Genomic DNA, 15,967 nt, shown 5'->3' with positions numbered 1-15,967 from the left:
GCCATGCGGGCCCGCATGGTCAAGGAGTACAAGTCCGAGCTGATGCACCCCTACTACGCGGCCGAGCGCGGCCTGGTCGACGACGTCATCGACCCGACCGAGACCCGCGAGGTCCTCATCCGCTCCCTGGCGATGCTGCAGACCAAGCACGCCGATCTGCCGTCGCGCAAGCACGGCAACCCCCCGCAGTAACCCAGCGGACCCTCCGCGACACCCTCGCGGAAACCTCTCTCACGGAGACTGAGACCTATGAACAGCCCTGACATTCGTGTCGAGAAGGGCCACGCCGAGCCCGAAGAGGTCGCCGCCATCACGGCCGTCCTCCTGGCCCGCGCCGCGGCCGCCCCGTCGGACGACACCCAGCCCCACCGCGGCCGCGCCAAAGCAGGCTGGCGCCGCCTGGAACGCGAGGGCGGCTTCCGCGCCCCGCACAGCTGGCACTGAGCCGGTACGACACAGAAGGGCCCCTCCCAGCCGGGAGGGGCCCTTCTCGTACGTCTTCCTGCCGGAGGCAGCAAACAGGCCCCTCCGAAGAGGGGCCGGCTTGCAGGGGGGTGCTAGCGCAGTCGTGCCATGAGGGCGTGCTCGACCAGGGTGATCAGCGCGCTCTTGGCGTCGGCCCGGTGCCGGGCATCGGTGGTGATGATCGGGGTGTCCGGACCGATCTGCAGGGCTTCCCGGACCTCGTCCGGGTTGTACGGCTGGTTGCCGTCGAAGCCGTTGAGGGCGATCACGAAGGGGAGGCCCGAGTTCTCGAAGTAGTCGACCGCGGGGAAGCAGTCGGCAAGGCGCCTGGTGTCAACCAGGACGATCGCGCCGATGGCGCCCCGCACCAGGTCGTCCCACATGAACCAGAACCGGTCCTGACCGGGGGTGCCGAACAGGTACAGGATCAGGTCCTGGTCCAGGGTGATGCGACCGAAGTCCATGGCCACCGTGGTGGTGGTCTTGTCCCCGGTGTGGGTGAGGTCGTCGATACCCGCCGACGCGGACGTCATGACGGCCTCGGTACGCAGCGGGTTGATCTCCGAGACGGCCCCGACGAACGTGGTCTTGCCCACGCCGAAGCCACCCGCCACCACGATCTTCGCCGAGGTGGTGGAGCGGGAAGGACCGCCGCTAGAGCTTGCGAAGTCCACTGAGCACCCTTTCGAGCAGTGTCACGTCTGGCTGGCCGCCGGCGTTCTCGTCGCCGCCGGGCTGATGGATGGCGACCAGTCCCGCCTCCGCCAAGTCGGCGACGAGGATCCTGGCCACGCCGAGAGGGATCGTCAGGAGGGCGGAGATTTCCGCCACCGACTTGATCTCGCGGCAGAGGTTGCAGATCCGCTGATGCTCGGGCAGCTGGCCCTGCATCTGGTGCGGCTGCGCGGTGGTGTGCACCAGCGCCTCGATGGCGAGCTGGTAGCGCGGGCGCGTCCGGCCGCCGGTCATGGCGTACGGACGCACCAGGGGGTTGTTCGACGACCCGGCGGGCGCCGGCTCGGGAGCGCGTCGCTGCGGCTGCACGGGCTGGATGCGCGGCGCCGGCGGCTGGTCGTAAGGCGAAGGCCCGGGGCCCTGCGGACCCTGGGGAGCGTACGGGTGCTGACGCCGCTGGCTCGGGGTGGAGGGGAAGTTGTAACGGTTCGGGTTCTGGGAACCGCCGCCCTGGCCCTGGGCAGGGCCGTACGACCAGTTGCCCGAATTCGAACCGCCTGGGGGTGTTGCCACTTTCTCCTCCTCCGACTGTGCCGAGCACCCATCCCTGTGGAGCCGCGTCCCGGTACCTTACGGCCCCGGGACGCCAAAACGCACCGTCTGACTGTCAGTTGAGCAGGCTGCCCTGGAGCTCCGCACGAAGATCCGGTGTGAGGACCGTACCGGCACGGTCGACCAGAAGCGCCATCTCGTACCCAATGAGACCGATGTCCGCCTCGGGGTGGGCCAGCACCGCGAGCGAGGAACCGTCGGAGATGGACATGATGAACAGGAATCCCCGCTCCATCTCCACAACGGTCTGGTTCACGCTGCCGCCCTCGAAGATGCGGGAGGCACCGGCGGTCAGCGAGGTCAGACCGGAGGCGACGGCCGCGAGCTGATCGGCGCGGTCGCGGGGGAAGCCTTCGGACATCGCCAGAAGGAGTCCGTCGGCGGAGACCACCACGGTGTGGGACACACCGGGGGTGTTGTCCACGAAGTTGGTGATCAACCAGTTCAGGTTCTGTGCCGCCTGGCTCATCGGGCTCACACTAACGCTCCTGGTTGTAGGTGCTGTCAGAACCGAAGCCCTGACCGTTCGTTTCACTGCCTGCGCCGGCGCTGCGTCCGCGCTGGACGCCCCGGCGCAGGTTGCTCAGCCTGCCCCGGACGTCCTCCGGGGCGCGGGAGACCTGTGGGCCGCCCTGGGGGGTGGTCTCGGCGGCTCCCTCGACCAGGTTGGCCTTGGGCACCCGCCGCGGCAGGCCGGAGGAGGTGACCCCGCCCGCCTTGGGCTTCCGGAGCTGCGCGGCCTGCTGCCAGCGGTCGTCGTTCGCCGAACGCCAGTCGCCGGTGCCATTGCCGTTGGTCTCCGGCTTGGGGGCCGGCGCCTCCTGGCTCACGTGCCGCGCGCCGTTCGGACTGCTCGCACCGCTCGTGCCGTTCGCACCACCCCCGAACGATCCGCGGCGGGGCAGTCCGGCGTCGGTCAGCGCGTGGGCGGCGGAAGAGGCCGGTCCCGGACGGTCGAAGCCTACGCGGTCACGCTCGCTCACGTCAGCGGCCTGCGCGGATTCCGTTTCCGGAGCGTAATCGGACGAGTAACCGTTCTGGTAGGTGTCCTGCTGCGGCCAGTCGTCCTGCTGGCGCCGCTCCTGGAAGGCCGGGAAGGACTCCGGGGCGGAGGCGCGCTCCTCGCGGACCGGTTCCGCATACGAGGGCTCGGGGTAGCCGCCGTTCGGCGAGAAGGTGTCGTTCTGCGGGAGTCCGCCGTTCGGCGCGTAGTACGGCTCGTCGTACGACGGGCGCGGCGCCGGCTCGTCATACGCGGGGCGCTGCTGCTCCTCGTACGGAGTCTGCTGCGGCTCGTCGTAGGCCGGGCGCGGGTCGTAGCCGCCGGGCTGCTGCTCGGGGAAGCCGCCGAGGCCGTTGTCGTAGGACTGCTGGTCGAACGCGTCGGCGTACGGGGCCGCCGGGGACTCCTGGCCCGGCTGGTCCTGCGCCTGGGCCTCCAGGGCCGCACGGCGCTCCTCGCGCATCAGCGAGCGGCCGACGGGGTCCAGCTCGCGTATGTCGTCCGGGACGTCGGCGTAGCGGCTGTCGTCGAAGCCGAGCTCCGCGGCCGTGCGCATCGGCAGGCCGTTGTTGAAGTCCTCACCCTGGTAGCTCTGCTCCGGGATGATCTGCGAGACCGTGAACTCGTCGCGGGGCTGCTGCTGCTCGCCGCCACCGCCGTGGGTGATCGCGTCGGGCAGCATGACCAGGGAGGTCGTACCCGCCTGCTCGCCGGAGGGGCGCAGCTGGACCCGGATGCCGTGCCGGTCGGACAGCCGGCCGACCACGAACAGGCCCATGCGCTGGGATATCGCCGCGTCGACGGTGGGCGGGTTCGCGAGCTTGTGGTTGATGTCCGCGAAGTCCTCGGCGGTGAGGCCGATGCCCTTGTCGTGGATCTCGATCATGATGCGGCCGTCGGGCAGCCGGGTCGCGGTGACGCGGACCTTGGTCTGCGGGGAGGAGAACGTCGTCGCGTTCTCCAGCAGCTCCGCCAGCAGGTGCACGAGGTCGGTGACCGCGCGGCCGTGGATCTCGGCCTCCGGGACGCCGGAGAGCTCGATGCGCTCGTACTGCTCCACCTCGGAGGAGGCGGCGCGCACGACGTCGATGAGGGGGACCGGCTGGTCCCAGCGGCGGCCGGGCTCCTCGCCGGCGAGGACCAGGAGGTTCTCGCCGTTGCGGCGCATACGGGTCGCGAGGTGGTCCAGGCGGAAGAGGTTCTCCAGCTGGTCCGGGTCGGCCTCGTTGTTCTCCAGGTCGGTGATCAGGGTCAGCTGGCCCTCGATCAGCGACTGGTTGCGGCGCGAGAGGTTGGTGAAGATCGCGTTGATGTTGCCACGCAGCAGGGCCTGCTCGGCGGCGAGCCGCACGGCCTCGCGGTGGACCTGGTCGAAGGCGCGGGCGACCTCGCCGATCTCGTCCCGGGTGTTGATCGGGATGGGCTGGACGCGGGTGTCCACGCGGCCCGGGTCGGTGCGCGAGAGCTGATCGACCAGCATCGGCAGCCGCTGCTCGGCGATGCCGAAGGCGGCGTTGCGCAGCTGGCGCATCGAGCGGGACATCTGGCGGGCGACCGCGCCGGCCAGGATGAACGCGAGCAGCAGCGCCACGATGACGATGGCACCGGTGATCAGTGCGTCACGCTTGGCGTTGTCCGCGATGGTCGACGCCTCGCTCACCGCGGTGTCGGCCTTGCTCTTCTCAAGATTGCGGTAGGCGTCGAACCTGAGGGTGGTGACACCCCACCAGTTCTGCGCGCTGATGCCCTCCTCGGCCAGCGCCTTGCGCGCGGCCGGGTCCGTCGTCTGCAGCTGGGACATGCCCGCGATCATGACGGTCGGGTCGGCGGGCGGCGGCACGTACTTCTGGCCCGCGGCGGCGGCCTGCGCGGCGGCCTTCTTGGCCAGCTCGGCGCCCTCCGCCTTGATCTGCGCCGGCATCGCCTGGAGCTTGGCGTTGTCCTCGTCGGTACCGCCGGCCTTGTACTCCTGCAGGGCGATGCCCTCCAGGTAGGCGTACGAGGTCAGCGCGGTGCGCTGAAGGGTCAGGTCGCTCTGCTTGGGGCCCGGGTTGACCAGCAGGTGCATACCGATGGCGCGCTCCAGGGAGAGCGCGCCCTTGGCGAGCGCGATGGCGTAGACCGAGCGGCCGTAGCTCGTGATGTTGCCGGTGCCGAGACCGAGCTCGTTGGAGAACTCGAGCAGCGGGTGCTCGATGTCTACGTACTTCTCCTCGGTCTGCACACCCTTGTACTTGGAGGTGTACGCGTTGGCGCGGATCGTCGCCAGCTCGGGCTCGACCTTGCGGAAGCGCTCCAGACGGCGGACCAGGTTGGGCCGGTCCGGCATCTTCTGGGCGGCCACGTCGAAGGCGTCGGCGGCCTCGTCCGTCTGCTTGCGGAGCTTGGCGACCAGGGCCTTGTCGGCCGAGGTCATGCTCTTGCCCTTCAGCAGCGGCGCGGCGGTCGAGTCACGCTCGACCAGGACCGCGTTGCTGTAGGTGAGCGCGGCCTGCACCAGGCGCGCGGTGTTCTCCGCGTCCTGGGCGTTCTGCCAGGTGTCGATCGAGCTCTTCACCTGGAAGCCGCCCATGACGAGCCCGACCGTCACGGGTATGAGCAGGATCGCGTTCAGCCGGGTCGGCACCCGCCAGTTGCGGGGGGAGAAACGGCTGCCGCTCGGAGCGGGTGGGGCCGTCGGTTCCGAACCGGGCACAGGGGCGGGCGCCGCTCCGCGCGGCGGCGGGGTGAAGTTGCCCCGGGCCGACGGCTCGGGACCGTTCTTGCTTCGCCTCACTCGACCAACAACCTCTCGGCGGCGGGCACCAACGTTGTGCCGCAGTGTCTCAGAGCCCAGTACGCCACTGAGTACGCAGTACTGCTGAGTACGTCTTTGACTATTGGGCAGTTCAGGCATTCCAGCACGACGACCTGTGCTCTTCCAAACAGTGGAAAGCAGGGATTCCGTGTGATGTAAGCCCTAGATAAATCGGTCATAAAGAGCGAGCCCCGTCAAAAGACGGGGCTGATGTGAGCGCAGCGAGACCGATTGGCAACGACGCGTGGCCGTGCCACCCGATTCCTCTGCCGAAACGTTATGAACACCTGAGCCGACCGTGTCAAAGGCCACAGTCGGCTCCGAGGCGTCTACGACAACTGCCGTACGACATGGCAGATTTGAGTGTTACCTCAGCCGTGCCATGAGAGCGTGCTCGACCAGCGTGATCAGCGCACTCTTGGCATCCGCACGGTGCCGGGCGTCCGTCGTGATGATCGGGGTGTCCGGACCGATCTGCAGCGCCTCCCGCACCTCCTCGGGAGCGTACGGCTGGTGCCCGTCGAAGCCGTTCAGCGCGACGACGAAGGGCAGGCCGCTGTTCTCGAAGTAGTCGACCGCCGGAAAGCAGTCCGCCAGGCGCCGGGTGTCCACGAGCACCACCGCGCCGATCGCACCGCGTACCAGGTCGTCCCACATGAACCAGAACCGGTCCTGACCGGGCGTACCGAAGAGGTACAGGATCAGGTCCTGGTCCAGGGTGATGCGACCGAAGTCCATGGCCACCGTGGTGGTGGTCTTGTCCCCGGTGTGCGTGAGGTCGTCGATGCCCGCGGACGCGGAGGTCATGACGGCCTCGGTGCGCAGCGGGTTGATCTCCGAGACGGCGCCGACGAACGTGGTCTTGCCCACGCCGAAGCCGCCCGCCACCACGATCTTGGCGGAGGTGGTGGCACGACTCGGTTCAGAGCTTGCGAAGTCCACTGAGCACCCTTTCGAGCAGGGTCACGTCCGGCGCACCGGTCGTCTCGTCGCCACCAGGCTGGTGGATGGCGACGAGCCCGGCCTCGGCCAGGTCCGCGACAAGGATCCGGGCCACGCCCAGCGGCATGGACAGGAGCGCCGACACCTCTGCGACCGACTTCACCTCACGGCACAGGTGGCAGATGCGCTGGTGCTCCGGGAGCAGCCCCATGAGTGCTGCCGGGTCGGCCGTGGTGCTGATCAGCGCCTCGATGGCGAGCTGATAGCGGGGCCGCGTCCGGCCACCGGTCATCGCGTACGGACGGACCAGTGGCTGGTCGCCCTCGTCCTCGTACGGCTCCGCGTACGGATCATGAGAGGCGGTGGGCGGGGTCATGAATCCTCCGGGCGGGACAGCAAGTCGGTCGGGCTGGCCGTCTTATTGGCCGTGGGGGGATTGTGGCGGCCGGACGGTGATGTGGTGACGGGGGTGGATCCTCGGCGGATCAGTGGAGCAGACTGCCCTGCAGTTCGGCGCGCAGATCCGGCGTGAGGACCGCACCTGCCCGGTCGACGAGCAGCGCCATCTCGTAGCCCACCAGGCCGATGTCGCACTCGGGGTGCGCGAGTACGGCCAGGGACGAGCCGTCCGAGACGGACATCAGGAAGAGAAAACCCCGCTCCATCTCGACGACCGTCTGCGCCACGTTGCCGCCCTCGAAGATCCGGGAGGCCCCGGCCGTCAGCGAGGTCAGTCCGGACGCGACGGCCGCAAGCTGATCGGCGCGGTCACGGGGGAAGCCTTCCGACATCGCCAGAAGGAGACCGTCGGCGGACACGACGACGGTGTGGGACACACCGGGGGTGTTGTCCACGAAGTTGGTGATCAACCAGTTGAGGTTCTGTGCCGCCTGGCTCATCTGGCTCAACTAACGCTCCTGCTGGTGAGTGGGGCTCGGGAAACTGCCGGTCTGACCGGTACCTGTACCGGCCTGGCGACCCTGCGCGATGCCCCGACGGAGATTGGTCAGCCGGCCGCGTACGTCGTCAGGCGCACGCGAGACCTGCGGACCGGCTTGGTGCTGTTGCTGCTGAGCCGTGCCCGGAACGAGGTTCGCCCGGGGCACCCGGCGCGGCAGGCCGGAGGTGGTGACGCCGCCCGCCGCCGGCTGCCTGACACGCTCCGCCTGCCGGACGAGATCGTCGTTCGGCGAGGTGCGCCAGGAAGAGGTGGCGGGACGCTGTGAAGCCGCAGAGTGCGGCGGGGCCGCGGGAGCGGCCGGAGCCTGCGGCTGCTGCGGGGCCGGTGCGGAGCCGTTGCTCTGCTGACCGCCCTGCTGGCCGTGGAACCAGTTGGTCTCCAGCGTGTCGTACAGGGGCGTACGACCGTCACCGGGACCCGCCGCCGGCGGCAGCGCCTCGGGCTCCTGTCGGACGGGCCGCTGCTGCGGCCGCTGCGGGGCCGGCGGCCGCGGCGCACCGAAGTCGCCACCCTGCTGCGGACGCTCGAACTGCCCGGTGTCACCGGGGTTCTGACGGCCCGGCAGGGAGTGCTGCCCGGTGGAGCCGTTGTCGTAGCCCGGTGTGGCGAACTGACCCGTGGAGCTGGAGTCGTACGCCTGCGGGACCGCGAACTGACCCGTGTTGGCGGGGTTGTTCGGGTTGTTCGGGTTGCTCTGGCCGCCTCGCCCGCTCTGACCGGACGCAGCGCCGAAGACGTCCGAGCGGACGAACTGGCCCGTGTTCTGCGAACCGTTGCTGCCCGGCTGCTGCGTCCCGAAGTCCTGGACGGCGAACTGGCCGGTGTGCTGCGGGTTGCCCGGCGCCGGGGCGCCGAAGTCGGGCCGCGCGAATTCCGAGGTGGAACCGGGGCCCTGACGGTCGTCGGAGCGCGGGATCGCCGGCATCTCGGACGTCGCGTCGATACGCGGCATCCGGGAGGTCTCGTCGTGGCCGCGCGGGGTGTCGAGCGAGGCGCGCGGCACCGGAGGCTGCGCGTTCTCGTCGCTCCAGCTCGGTGTGCGGGGCTGCTGGTCGCCGCCCGGCAGCTCGGCACGCGGACCACTGCGGCCGTACAGCTGCGGCCGCCGCCCACGCCGGCCGCCGTCCTGCTCGGCAGCGTTCGAGTTGTTGGAGGACTGCGGCGGTACGGCGCCACGAGCGCCGCCGAAGCTGTCCTGACCCGCGGCCTGCAGGCCCTGCGGCGCACCCGGCGCCTGACCGAACCCGGCGCCCGCACCCGCGGGAGCCGGCCGGCCCTGCTGGGGGGCTGCCGGGAACTGCGGTCCACGGGCTCCGCCGGGCGCACCCGGACGGCCGTCGCCGGCGCCAGGCAGTGCGGCCCGCGGGCCCTGACCGGCACCGAGCAGACCGCCACCGGAGGCCGCACCGGCACCGAGGGCGCCACCACCGGGCGCACCGGCACCGGCCTGGCGCCGTGCGGCGGCCACGCCTGCGGCTGCCTGCGCGGCGGCGGGGCCACCGGAGCCACCGGCACCCTGACCCGGCTTGGGCTGCGGCTTCTTGCCGCCCTGGGCGACATCGACGGGCAGCATGACCAGCGCGGTCGTACCACCGGAGTCGGACGGGCGCAGCTGGATACGGATGCCGTGGCGCTGGGACAGACGACCGACCACGAACAGACCCATGCGGCGGGAGACCGAGACGTCCACGGTGGGCGGCGAGGCGAGCCGCTCGTTGATCGCCGCGAGGTCCTCGGGGGAGAGGCCGATACCGGTGTCGTGGATCTCGATCAGCACGCGGCCGTCGGGCAGCGCGTGACCGGTGACCTTGACCTTGGTCTGCGGCGAGGAGAACGAGGTGGCGTTCTCGAGCAGCTCGGCGAGGAGGTGCACGAGGTCGTTGACCACGCGGCCGGCCACCTCGGTGGTCGGCACCGCGGCCAGCTCGATGCGCTCGTACTGCTCCACCTCGGACGCGGCGGCGCGGAGCACGTCGACCAGCGGGACCGGACGGGTCCAGCGGCGGCCGGGCTCTTCACCCGCGAGGACGAGGAGGTTCTCACCGTTACGGCGCATACGCGTCGCGAGGTGGTCGAGCTTGAACAGCGAGGACAGCTGGTCCGGGTCGGCCTCGCGGGACTCCAGCTCGGAGATCAGCGAGAGCTGGCGCTGGATAAGACCCTGGGAGCGTCGCGAGAGGTTGGTGAACATCGCGTTGACGTTGCCCCGCAGCAGGGCCTGCTCGGCGGCGAGGCGGACCGCCTCGCGGTGCACGTCGTCGAAGGCCGCGGCCACCTGGCCGATCTCGTCCCGGGAGTGCACACCGACCGACTCGACGGAGGTGTCGACGTCCTGCGGGTCCGACTCCGACAGCTGCTTGACCAGCTCGGGCAGCCGGTCCTGGGCGACCTTGTTGGCGGTCTCCTGGAGGCGGCGCAGCGAGCGGATCATGGAGCGGGCGATGACGAAGGCGCCGACGAGGGAGACACCGAGCACGAGCAGGATCAGCGCACCGGAGATGATCGCCTCGCGCTCGGAGGCGGAGCGCAGCTCGCGGGCCTTCTGCTCCATGTCCTCGAGCAGCGTGTGCTCGATCTTCTTCATCTGCTCGATCTTGGTCGAGCTGTCGTCCACCCAGTCCTGGTACGAGCGCTTCGGCAGGTCGTCCAGGGCGTTCTGGGAGGCGAGGGCACGGCTGGCGTACTTGTCGCTGGCCGTGATCGTCGTGTTGTTCTCCTCGATGGGCTTGAGGAGAGCGGTCGCCTTGTCGGCCCCGTAGATGCTCCGGAAGCTGCGCAGCTGGGACTTCTGGCTCTCCAGCGCCGACTGCGCGTACAGCCGGTCGTTCTCGGACAGGTCACCGACGGTGGTGTTGCTCGAGGGGAGCGCCGCCGCCAGAACGGCGCGCTGCATCGACGCGTACTCCTTGGCGGAGGAGAAGGCCGACAGGGCGCGGGTGCGCTGGATCATCTCGGGGTTGCTGGTGGCCTCGGCCATGTCCTGGGAGAGGTCCAGCAGGTGCGTCACGAGACGGTGGTAGGCCTCGACGGTCTGGGTCGAGTTGTTCTTGGCCTGGTAGGCGTTGGCGCGGATCTTCGACAGCGTTTCGAGGTCGCCGACCACGCCGACGAGGCTCTCGCGGACGCCCTGGAGCGAGCCGTCCTTGTTGGAGGTGTCGATCTGCTCGGCGGAGTCGATGAAGTTGGTCTTGGCCCGGTCCGTCTTGTCCCGGTAGCCCTTGACCGTGTAGTCGCTCGCCTTGGAGCCGTGCGCCAGCGGACCGGAGGACAGATCGCGCTCCTTCTGGAGCGCGTCGGCCAGCTCGGTGGCCTGCTTGGTCATGTCCGTCAGCAGCTTCATGTTGTCGAGCTGCTGGATGTCGTCCATGTTGTCGCTGATGCGCAGGGCGCCCAGCGAGGTGGCCGCCACCACGGGAAGCGCGAGCAGCGACACCAGGCGCGTGGAGATGCGCCAGTTGCGCAGGGCCACGCGGGATCCCGGACCGCTCGGGCCCTTGGGCGGCTTGACCGCCGGAGCGGCGGAGCCGGGGGACCCGGGAGGTGCCGACGCGCCGGGGCGCCCGGAGCGCTCTCCGCCGTCGCCGGACGCTGCCGGGCCCGGGTTCTGGGCGTGCTGGGGGGAGGGACTGCCGGCATTGGGGCCAGTCCCGCCGTGCGGCTCCGGCTCCGCCGAAGCACTGCCATCCCTCTTGAAACGTCCCTGCACTAGCGTCGCAACCTCTGGACCAGGCGCCCCTCCGCGTGAACGGAAAGACACGGTGTCGGCGTTTTAGGTGGCGCCCTGAATGCGCCCCCTGTTGGTCGTGAAGTGACCGGCGCTGGCTCCCCCTTCTCGCCGCAACGCGGCGCTTGTCGCGCCCCCTGTGCGCCGGCTCGATCCCGCGGCGGTCCGTGGAATTCCAGCACAGTGCCGGATCTCCAACAAGGGCCGAGCACTATGCCGTGACGCACGTGACTACACGTGAGTGCGGGGTTACCGGACGTAGAAAGTGATCTCGTCTATAACGGACTTATCGGAGCGAGTCGCCCAGGTGGGAGCGGTGTCCCAGTCGCCATGATCAGGAGCGGAATGATGGCTTCAGGGGGGCAATGTCCGTTTCGTAGGGGTCGACTGCAGGCCTGAATTGACCGTTTTGCCTGTCAGGTCGTGAGCAAACTCACACGCTGATCATGGGGTCTTCACGTCTTGGGGAGGGAATTGAATGTTTAGCCTGACGCTTTACAGGACGTAACACTTTGACAACCGCGCCTGCGCGATGGCCCCTGAGGCCCCGGCCGGGCGCCCGTAGATGACAAGGTCACGTACAACAGTGAAGACGACGATGATGTTCCGCAACATAGCCAACCCGCGGCGCACGACGCTGGCGCACCTCGAGGACGCCGACGCACTGCAGACGCCGCAGCAGCCGGAGCACACTGTCGACCTCCCGTCCCAGACGGCCAACCCGCGCCGCACCATCCTGGTGGAGGCCCCCGCCACGGCCTCCGTCGCGCAGTAGTACGCACACCGGCCGTAGATCACTCACCTCGGCCGCGCGCGAACCGAATACGCGAAGCGCAGCCCCGTCACCGCGTTAGCCTGGAGCGTCAGACTCCAGCCGGCTCAAGTGAGGGGCGCAGCATCCCGTGCGCATCGCCAGGTTCTCCATCGACGGGAACGTCGCCTTCGGCGCGGTCGAGGGCGACAAGCCGGACGAGCTCGTCCTCGACATCATCAAGGGCATCCCGTTCGCGGACTTCGAGCTCTCCGGTACGAAGGTCCCGCTGAGCAAGGTGAGGCTGCTGCCCCCGGTGCTCCCCAACAAGGTCGTGGCCTTCGGCCGCAACTACGCGGAGCACGCCCGCGAACTCGGCAACGAGGTGCCCGACGCCCCGTTCGCCTTCTTCAAGCCGTCCACCTCGGTGATCGGCCCCGGCGACGAGATCCAGTACCCGCCCTTCTCCGAGGACCTCCACCACGAGGCCGAACTGGCCGTCGTCATCGGCCGCATGTGCCGTGAGGTCCCCCGCGAGCGAGTGGCCGACGTGATCTTCGGCTACACCTGCGCCAACGACGTCACCGCCCGTGATGTGCAGAAGCGCGAGAAGCAGTGGGCCCGGGCCAAGGGCTTCGACACCTCCTGCCCGCTCGGCCCCTGGGTGGAGACCGGCATCGACCTGGCCACCGCGTCCGACCTGACCGTCCAGCTCACGGTCAACGGCGAACAACGCCAGCTCGGCCGCACCAGCGAGATGATCCACTCCATCGAGGACCTGATCGTCAACATCTCCGAGGCCATGACGCTGCTCCCCGGCGACGTGATCCTCACGGGCACCCCGGCAGGCGTCGGGCCGCTCACCGTCGGCGACGAGGTCGCCGTCACCATCGAAGGCATCGGCACTCTCACCAACAAGGTTGTCAAGCGTGGCTAGCGCACCCGCCTCCCCCGTACGCGTCCGTTTCTGCCCCTCGCCCACCGGTAACCCCCATGTGGGCCTGGTCCGCACCGCCCTGTTCAACTGGGCGTTCGCCCGGCACCACCAGGGCACTCTGGTCTTCCGGATCGAGGACACCGACGCCGCCCGCGACTCCGAGGAGTCGTACAACCAGCTGCTCGACTCGATGCGCTGGCTGGGCTTCGACTGGGACGAGGGCCCCGAGGTCGGCGGCCCGCACGCGCCGTACCGCCAGTCGCAGCGCATGGACCTCTACGCCGACGTCGCGCAGAAGCTCCTCGCCGCCGGCCACGCGTACCACTGCTACTGCTCCCAGGAGGAGCTGGACACCCGCCGCGAGGCCGCCCGCGCAGCCGGCAAGCCGTCCGGCTACGACGGCCACTGCCGCGACCTCACGGCCGCGCAGGTCGAGGAGTACAAGGCCCAGGGCCGCACCCCGATCGTCCGCTTCCGCATGCCCGACGAGACGATCACCTTCACGGACCTGGTCCGCGGCGAGCTGACGTTCACTCCCGAGAACGTGCCGGACTACGGCATCGTCCGTGCGAACGGCGCCCCGCTGTACACCCTGGTCAACCCGGTCGACGACGCGCTGATGGAGATCACCCACGTCCTGCGCGGCGAGGACCTGCTCTCCTCCACCCCCCGTCAGATCGCCCTGTACAAGGCGCTGATCGAGCTGGGCATCGCCCAGCAGATCCCGCAGTTCGGCCACCTGCCGTACGTGATGGGCGAGGGCAACAAGAAGCTGTCGAAGCGCGACCCGCAGTCGTCGCTGAACCTCTACCGCGAGCGCGGCTTCCTCCCGGAGGGCCTGCTCAACTACCTGTCCCTGCTGGGCTGGTCGCTCTCCGCGGACAAGGACATCTTCACCATCGAGGAGATGGTGGCCGCCTTCGACATCGCGGACGTGAACCCCAACCCGGCCCGCTTCGACCTCAAGAAGTGCGAGGCGATCAACGCCGACCACATCCGCCTGCTGGATGTGAAGGACTTCACGGAGCGCTGCGCCCCCTGGCTGCGGGCACCCTTCGCCCCCTGGGCCCCGGAGGACTTCGACGAGGCCAAGTGGCAGGCGGTCGCCCCGCACGCACAGACCCGCCTGAAGGTCCTCTCGGAGATCACGGAGAACGTCGACTTCCTGTTCCTCGCCGAGCCGGTCTTCGACGAGCCGTCCTGGACGAAGGCCATGAAGGAAGGCTCGGACGCCCTCCTCCGCACGGCCCGCGAGAAGCTGGAGTCCGCCGACTGGACCTCCGCCGAGTCCCTCAAGGAGGCCGTCCTGGCCGCCGGCGAGGCCCACGGCCTCAAGCTCGGCAAGGCCCAGGCCCCGGTCCGCGTCGCCGTCACCGGCCGCACGGTCGGCCTGCCGCTGTTCGAGTCCCTGGAGATCCTGGGCAAGGAGAAGACCCTGGCCCGCATCGACGCGGCGCTGGCGAAGCTGACCGCGTAACGCACACGCGCGTGCAGGGGCGGTGGCCGTCGCGGCCGCCGCCCCTCTGCGTTGTCAGTGGGGCCCACTAGTGTTCCGGCATCGCACTCAAGATCCGGAAGGGCACCCGTCATGCCGATGTCTCCTCGTGACTACACCTGGCCGTTCACCCCGGGCAGCACGTTCGCGTACGAGTCCGGGCAGACGGGCGTCATCCACGTGGCCGACGGCGGGATGCTCGACCTGCCCACCGGACGGGTCGTCGCCTGCGACCCGTTCGTCTACCTCGGGTCCGGGGACATAGAACCGTTCACCGTCACCGTCGCCCCCGGTCGCTACCGCGTCGATGCGGCTGTCGCGACCCTGACCCGCCCCGGCGAGCCCCCGGCCGAGCGCCCCCACCGGCGGGTGGCGGCGGCCCGCCTTGTGATCCGCGACGAGCCCACCGTGACCTGGGAGTTGGCCGTCGGCCCGGAACAGGACCTCGCCGAACTCGGGGACGACGAGTTCTTCGGCTACGGCGTCGACGCCGGCACCGGCTGCTTCTACGACGCCTCGGCCGAGGAGGCCTTCCCCGGGACCGAGGAGGAAGAGGGGCCGCTGTGGGAGGCCTTCGAGAACAGCGACTGGTCGCACGGGCCCCACCTGGTCACCTCCACCACCACCGGCGACACGCTGGCCGCGTTCACCTCCGGCTGGGGCGACGGGTTCTACCCCACCTGGATCGGCCGCACCGCCGCCGGCGAGGTCACCTGCTACCTCACGGACTTCTTCGTCGCGCCGGCCCCCACCGACGCCCCCGTGTGACAGTCGCCGATCCACGGACACGCCCTCGACCTCCGGGTTACCGTCGGATCATGAGCATTCGCGCCGTGGTCTGGGACGTCGACGACACCCTCTTCGACTACACCAGCGCGGACCGCGAGGGCATGCGGTCCCATCTGGCTTCCGAGGGTCTGCTCACCGGGGACGAGACCCCGGAGCAGACCCTCGCGCGCTGGCGGGAGATCACCGACCGGCAGTGGGCGCGGTTCTCGGCGGGGGAGCTGTCCTTCGAGGAGCAGCGCCGCGAGCGCATCCGGGTGTTCCTGGACACACCCCTGAGCGCCGCCGAGGCCGACGCCTGGTTCCAGCGGTACATGACGCACTACGAGGCCGCCTGGGCCCTCTTCCCGGACGTCCTGCCCGCCCTGGACGCCCTCGCGGCCAGCCACCGGCACGCGGTGCTGTCCAACTCCAGCCTCACCGTCCAGGACCGCAAGCTGCGCAGCCTCGGCGTGCACGACCGCTTCGAGGTCATCCTGTGCGCCGCCGAACTCGGCGTCTCCAAGCCCGAGGCCGGCGCCTTCCTGGCGGCCTGCGAGGCCCTGGAACTCGCGCCGCACCAGGTCGCGTACGTCGGCGACCACCCGGAGATCGACGGGCGCGGTGCCGCCGACGCCGGACTGCTGTCGGTGTGGATCGACCGCAACGGCGTGCACACCGGCGGTGCCGCACCCACGGGACCCCACCGGATCGCCTCGCTCGCCGAACTCCCCGCGGTCCTCGGCGCCGATACCCGTTTTGGAGCCCCGTCCACCTTCAGGTAATGTTCTTCCTGCGCCGCCGGGGAGCGGGCCGAAAGGCCGGGAACCGGAGGAGCAA

The 15,967-nt window shown here is 69.8% G+C and carries 15 protein-coding genes; 7 read left to right on the top strand and 8 right to left on the bottom strand.

What is annotated here, in order from left to right; translation table 11 throughout:
- Together ACWDAG_RS30570 and ACWDAG_RS30565 are read left to right on the top strand one after the other, a co-directional pair.
- Positions 1 to 192: carboxyl transferase domain-containing protein (locus tag ACWDAG_RS30570; protein ID WP_450698762.1), on the top strand; the 192-nt coding region annotated here is incomplete at its 5' end.
- 57 nt (positions 193 to 249) lie between these two features.
- Positions 250 to 444, top strand: a complete 195-nt coding sequence (locus tag ACWDAG_RS30565; RefSeq protein WP_450698761.1) for an acyl-CoA carboxylase subunit epsilon — start codon at positions 250 to 252, stop codon at positions 442 to 444.
- 113 nt (positions 445 to 557) lie between these two features.
- On the opposite strand, the gene ACWDAG_RS30560 is transcribed toward ACWDAG_RS30565, so the two are convergent.
- The 8 genes from ACWDAG_RS30560 to ACWDAG_RS30525 form a co-directional block, all read right to left on the bottom strand.
- Positions 558 to 1,139 (bottom strand): GTP-binding protein, encoded by a 582-nt coding sequence (locus ACWDAG_RS30560; protein ID WP_026248371.1) that lies wholly within the window; start codon positions 1,137 to 1,139, stop codon positions 558 to 560.
- A complete protein-coding gene (locus ACWDAG_RS30555) occupies positions 1,120 to 1,713 on the bottom strand; it encodes a DUF742 domain-containing protein (RefSeq protein ID WP_030942992.1) in 594 nt (197 codons plus the stop codon). The genes ACWDAG_RS30560 and ACWDAG_RS30555 overlap by 20 nt, the downstream gene beginning before the upstream one ends.
- A 94-nt stretch (positions 1,714 to 1,807) precedes the next feature.
- A complete protein-coding gene (locus ACWDAG_RS30550; RefSeq protein ID WP_004983065.1) occupies positions 1,808 to 2,221 on the bottom strand; it encodes a roadblock/LC7 domain-containing protein in 414 nt (137 codons plus the stop codon).
- A 10-nt stretch (positions 2,222 to 2,231) separates the two neighbouring features.
- The gene (locus tag ACWDAG_RS30545; RefSeq protein ID WP_450698760.1) at positions 2,232 to 5,531 is read right to left on the bottom strand and encodes a nitrate- and nitrite sensing domain-containing protein; all 3,300 of its coding nucleotides are present in this window, start codon (positions 5,529 to 5,531) and stop codon (positions 2,232 to 2,234) included.
- A 387-nt stretch (positions 5,532 to 5,918) separates the two neighbouring features.
- Positions 5,919 to 6,494, bottom strand: coding sequence for a GTP-binding protein (locus tag ACWDAG_RS30540; protein WP_115905688.1), 576 nt, complete (start codon positions 6,492 to 6,494; stop codon positions 5,919 to 5,921).
- Complete coding sequence (locus ACWDAG_RS30535) at positions 6,475 to 6,870, bottom strand: DUF742 domain-containing protein (RefSeq protein WP_030943001.1); 396 nt, start codon at positions 6,868 to 6,870, stop codon at positions 6,475 to 6,477. The genes ACWDAG_RS30540 and ACWDAG_RS30535 overlap by 20 nt, the downstream gene beginning before the upstream one ends.
- 109 nt (positions 6,871 to 6,979) lie before the next feature.
- On the bottom strand, positions 6,980 to 7,393 hold the full coding sequence (locus ACWDAG_RS30530) for a roadblock/LC7 domain-containing protein (RefSeq protein WP_003973453.1): 414 nt from the start codon (positions 7,391 to 7,393) through the stop codon (positions 6,980 to 6,982).
- Between the two features lie 9 nt (positions 7,394 to 7,402).
- The gene (locus ACWDAG_RS30525) at positions 7,403 to 11,161 is read right to left on the bottom strand and encodes a nitrate- and nitrite sensing domain-containing protein (RefSeq protein WP_450698759.1); all 3,759 of its coding nucleotides are present in this window, start codon (positions 11,159 to 11,161) and stop codon (positions 7,403 to 7,405) included.
- Positions 11,162 to 11,765: 604 nt separating this feature from the next.
- Here ACWDAG_RS30525 and ACWDAG_RS30520 point away from each other — a divergent pair.
- From ACWDAG_RS30520 to ACWDAG_RS30500, 5 genes are all read left to right on the top strand, one after another.
- Entirely contained in the window at positions 11,766 to 11,954 is a 189-nt protein-coding gene (locus ACWDAG_RS30520) for a hypothetical protein (RefSeq protein WP_450698758.1), read from the top strand.
- A gap of 127 nt (positions 11,955 to 12,081) precedes the next feature.
- Positions 12,082 to 12,867, top strand: a complete 786-nt coding sequence (locus ACWDAG_RS30515) for a fumarylacetoacetate hydrolase family protein (RefSeq protein ID WP_450698757.1) — start codon at positions 12,082 to 12,084, stop codon at positions 12,865 to 12,867.
- Positions 12,860 to 14,344 (top strand): glutamate--tRNA ligase, encoded by a 1,485-nt coding sequence (gene gltX, locus ACWDAG_RS30510; protein WP_450698756.1) that lies wholly within the window; start codon positions 12,860 to 12,862, stop codon positions 14,342 to 14,344. Before ACWDAG_RS30515 ends, gltX begins: the two co-directional genes overlap by 8 nt.
- Positions 14,345 to 14,455: 111 nt before the next feature.
- The gene (locus tag ACWDAG_RS30505; RefSeq protein ID WP_450698755.1) at positions 14,456 to 15,130 is read left to right on the top strand and encodes a DUF4241 domain-containing protein; all 675 of its coding nucleotides are present in this window, start codon (positions 14,456 to 14,458) and stop codon (positions 15,128 to 15,130) included.
- Between the two features lie 50 nt (positions 15,131 to 15,180).
- The gene (locus ACWDAG_RS30500; protein WP_450698754.1) at positions 15,181 to 15,912 is read left to right on the top strand and encodes an HAD family hydrolase; all 732 of its coding nucleotides are present in this window, start codon (positions 15,181 to 15,183) and stop codon (positions 15,910 to 15,912) included.
- The last annotated feature ends 55 nt before the right edge of the window (positions 15,913 to 15,967 follow it).

This window comes from Streptomyces sp. NPDC001157 (genome assembly GCF_053598255.1).
The sequence above is the reverse complement of the archived record's forward strand: the minus strand, read 5'-3'. Positions and strand labels throughout refer to the sequence as shown.

Bases quoted from the DNA above. Each gene is read 5' to 3' on its own strand.
- ACWDAG_RS30550 (WP_004983065.1), bottom strand. From the start codon at position 2,221: ATGAGCCAGGCGGCACAGAACCTGAACTGGTTGATCACCAACTTCGTG.
- ACWDAG_RS30565 (WP_450698761.1), top strand. From the start codon at position 250: ATGAACAGCCCTGACATTCGTGTCGAGAAGGGCCACGCCGAGCCCGAA.
- ACWDAG_RS30530 (WP_003973453.1), bottom strand. From the start codon at position 7,393: ATGAGCCAGGCGGCACAGAACCTCAACTGGTTGATCACCAACTTCGTG.
- ACWDAG_RS30535 (WP_030943001.1), bottom strand. From the start codon at position 6,870: ATGACCCCGCCCACCGCCTCTCATGATCCGTACGCGGAGCCGTACGAG.
- ACWDAG_RS30505 (WP_450698755.1), top strand. From the start codon at position 14,456: ATGCCGATGTCTCCTCGTGACTACACCTGGCCGTTCACCCCGGGCAGC.
- ACWDAG_RS30500 (WP_450698754.1), top strand. From the start codon at position 15,181: ATGAGCATTCGCGCCGTGGTCTGGGACGTCGACGACACCCTCTTCGAC.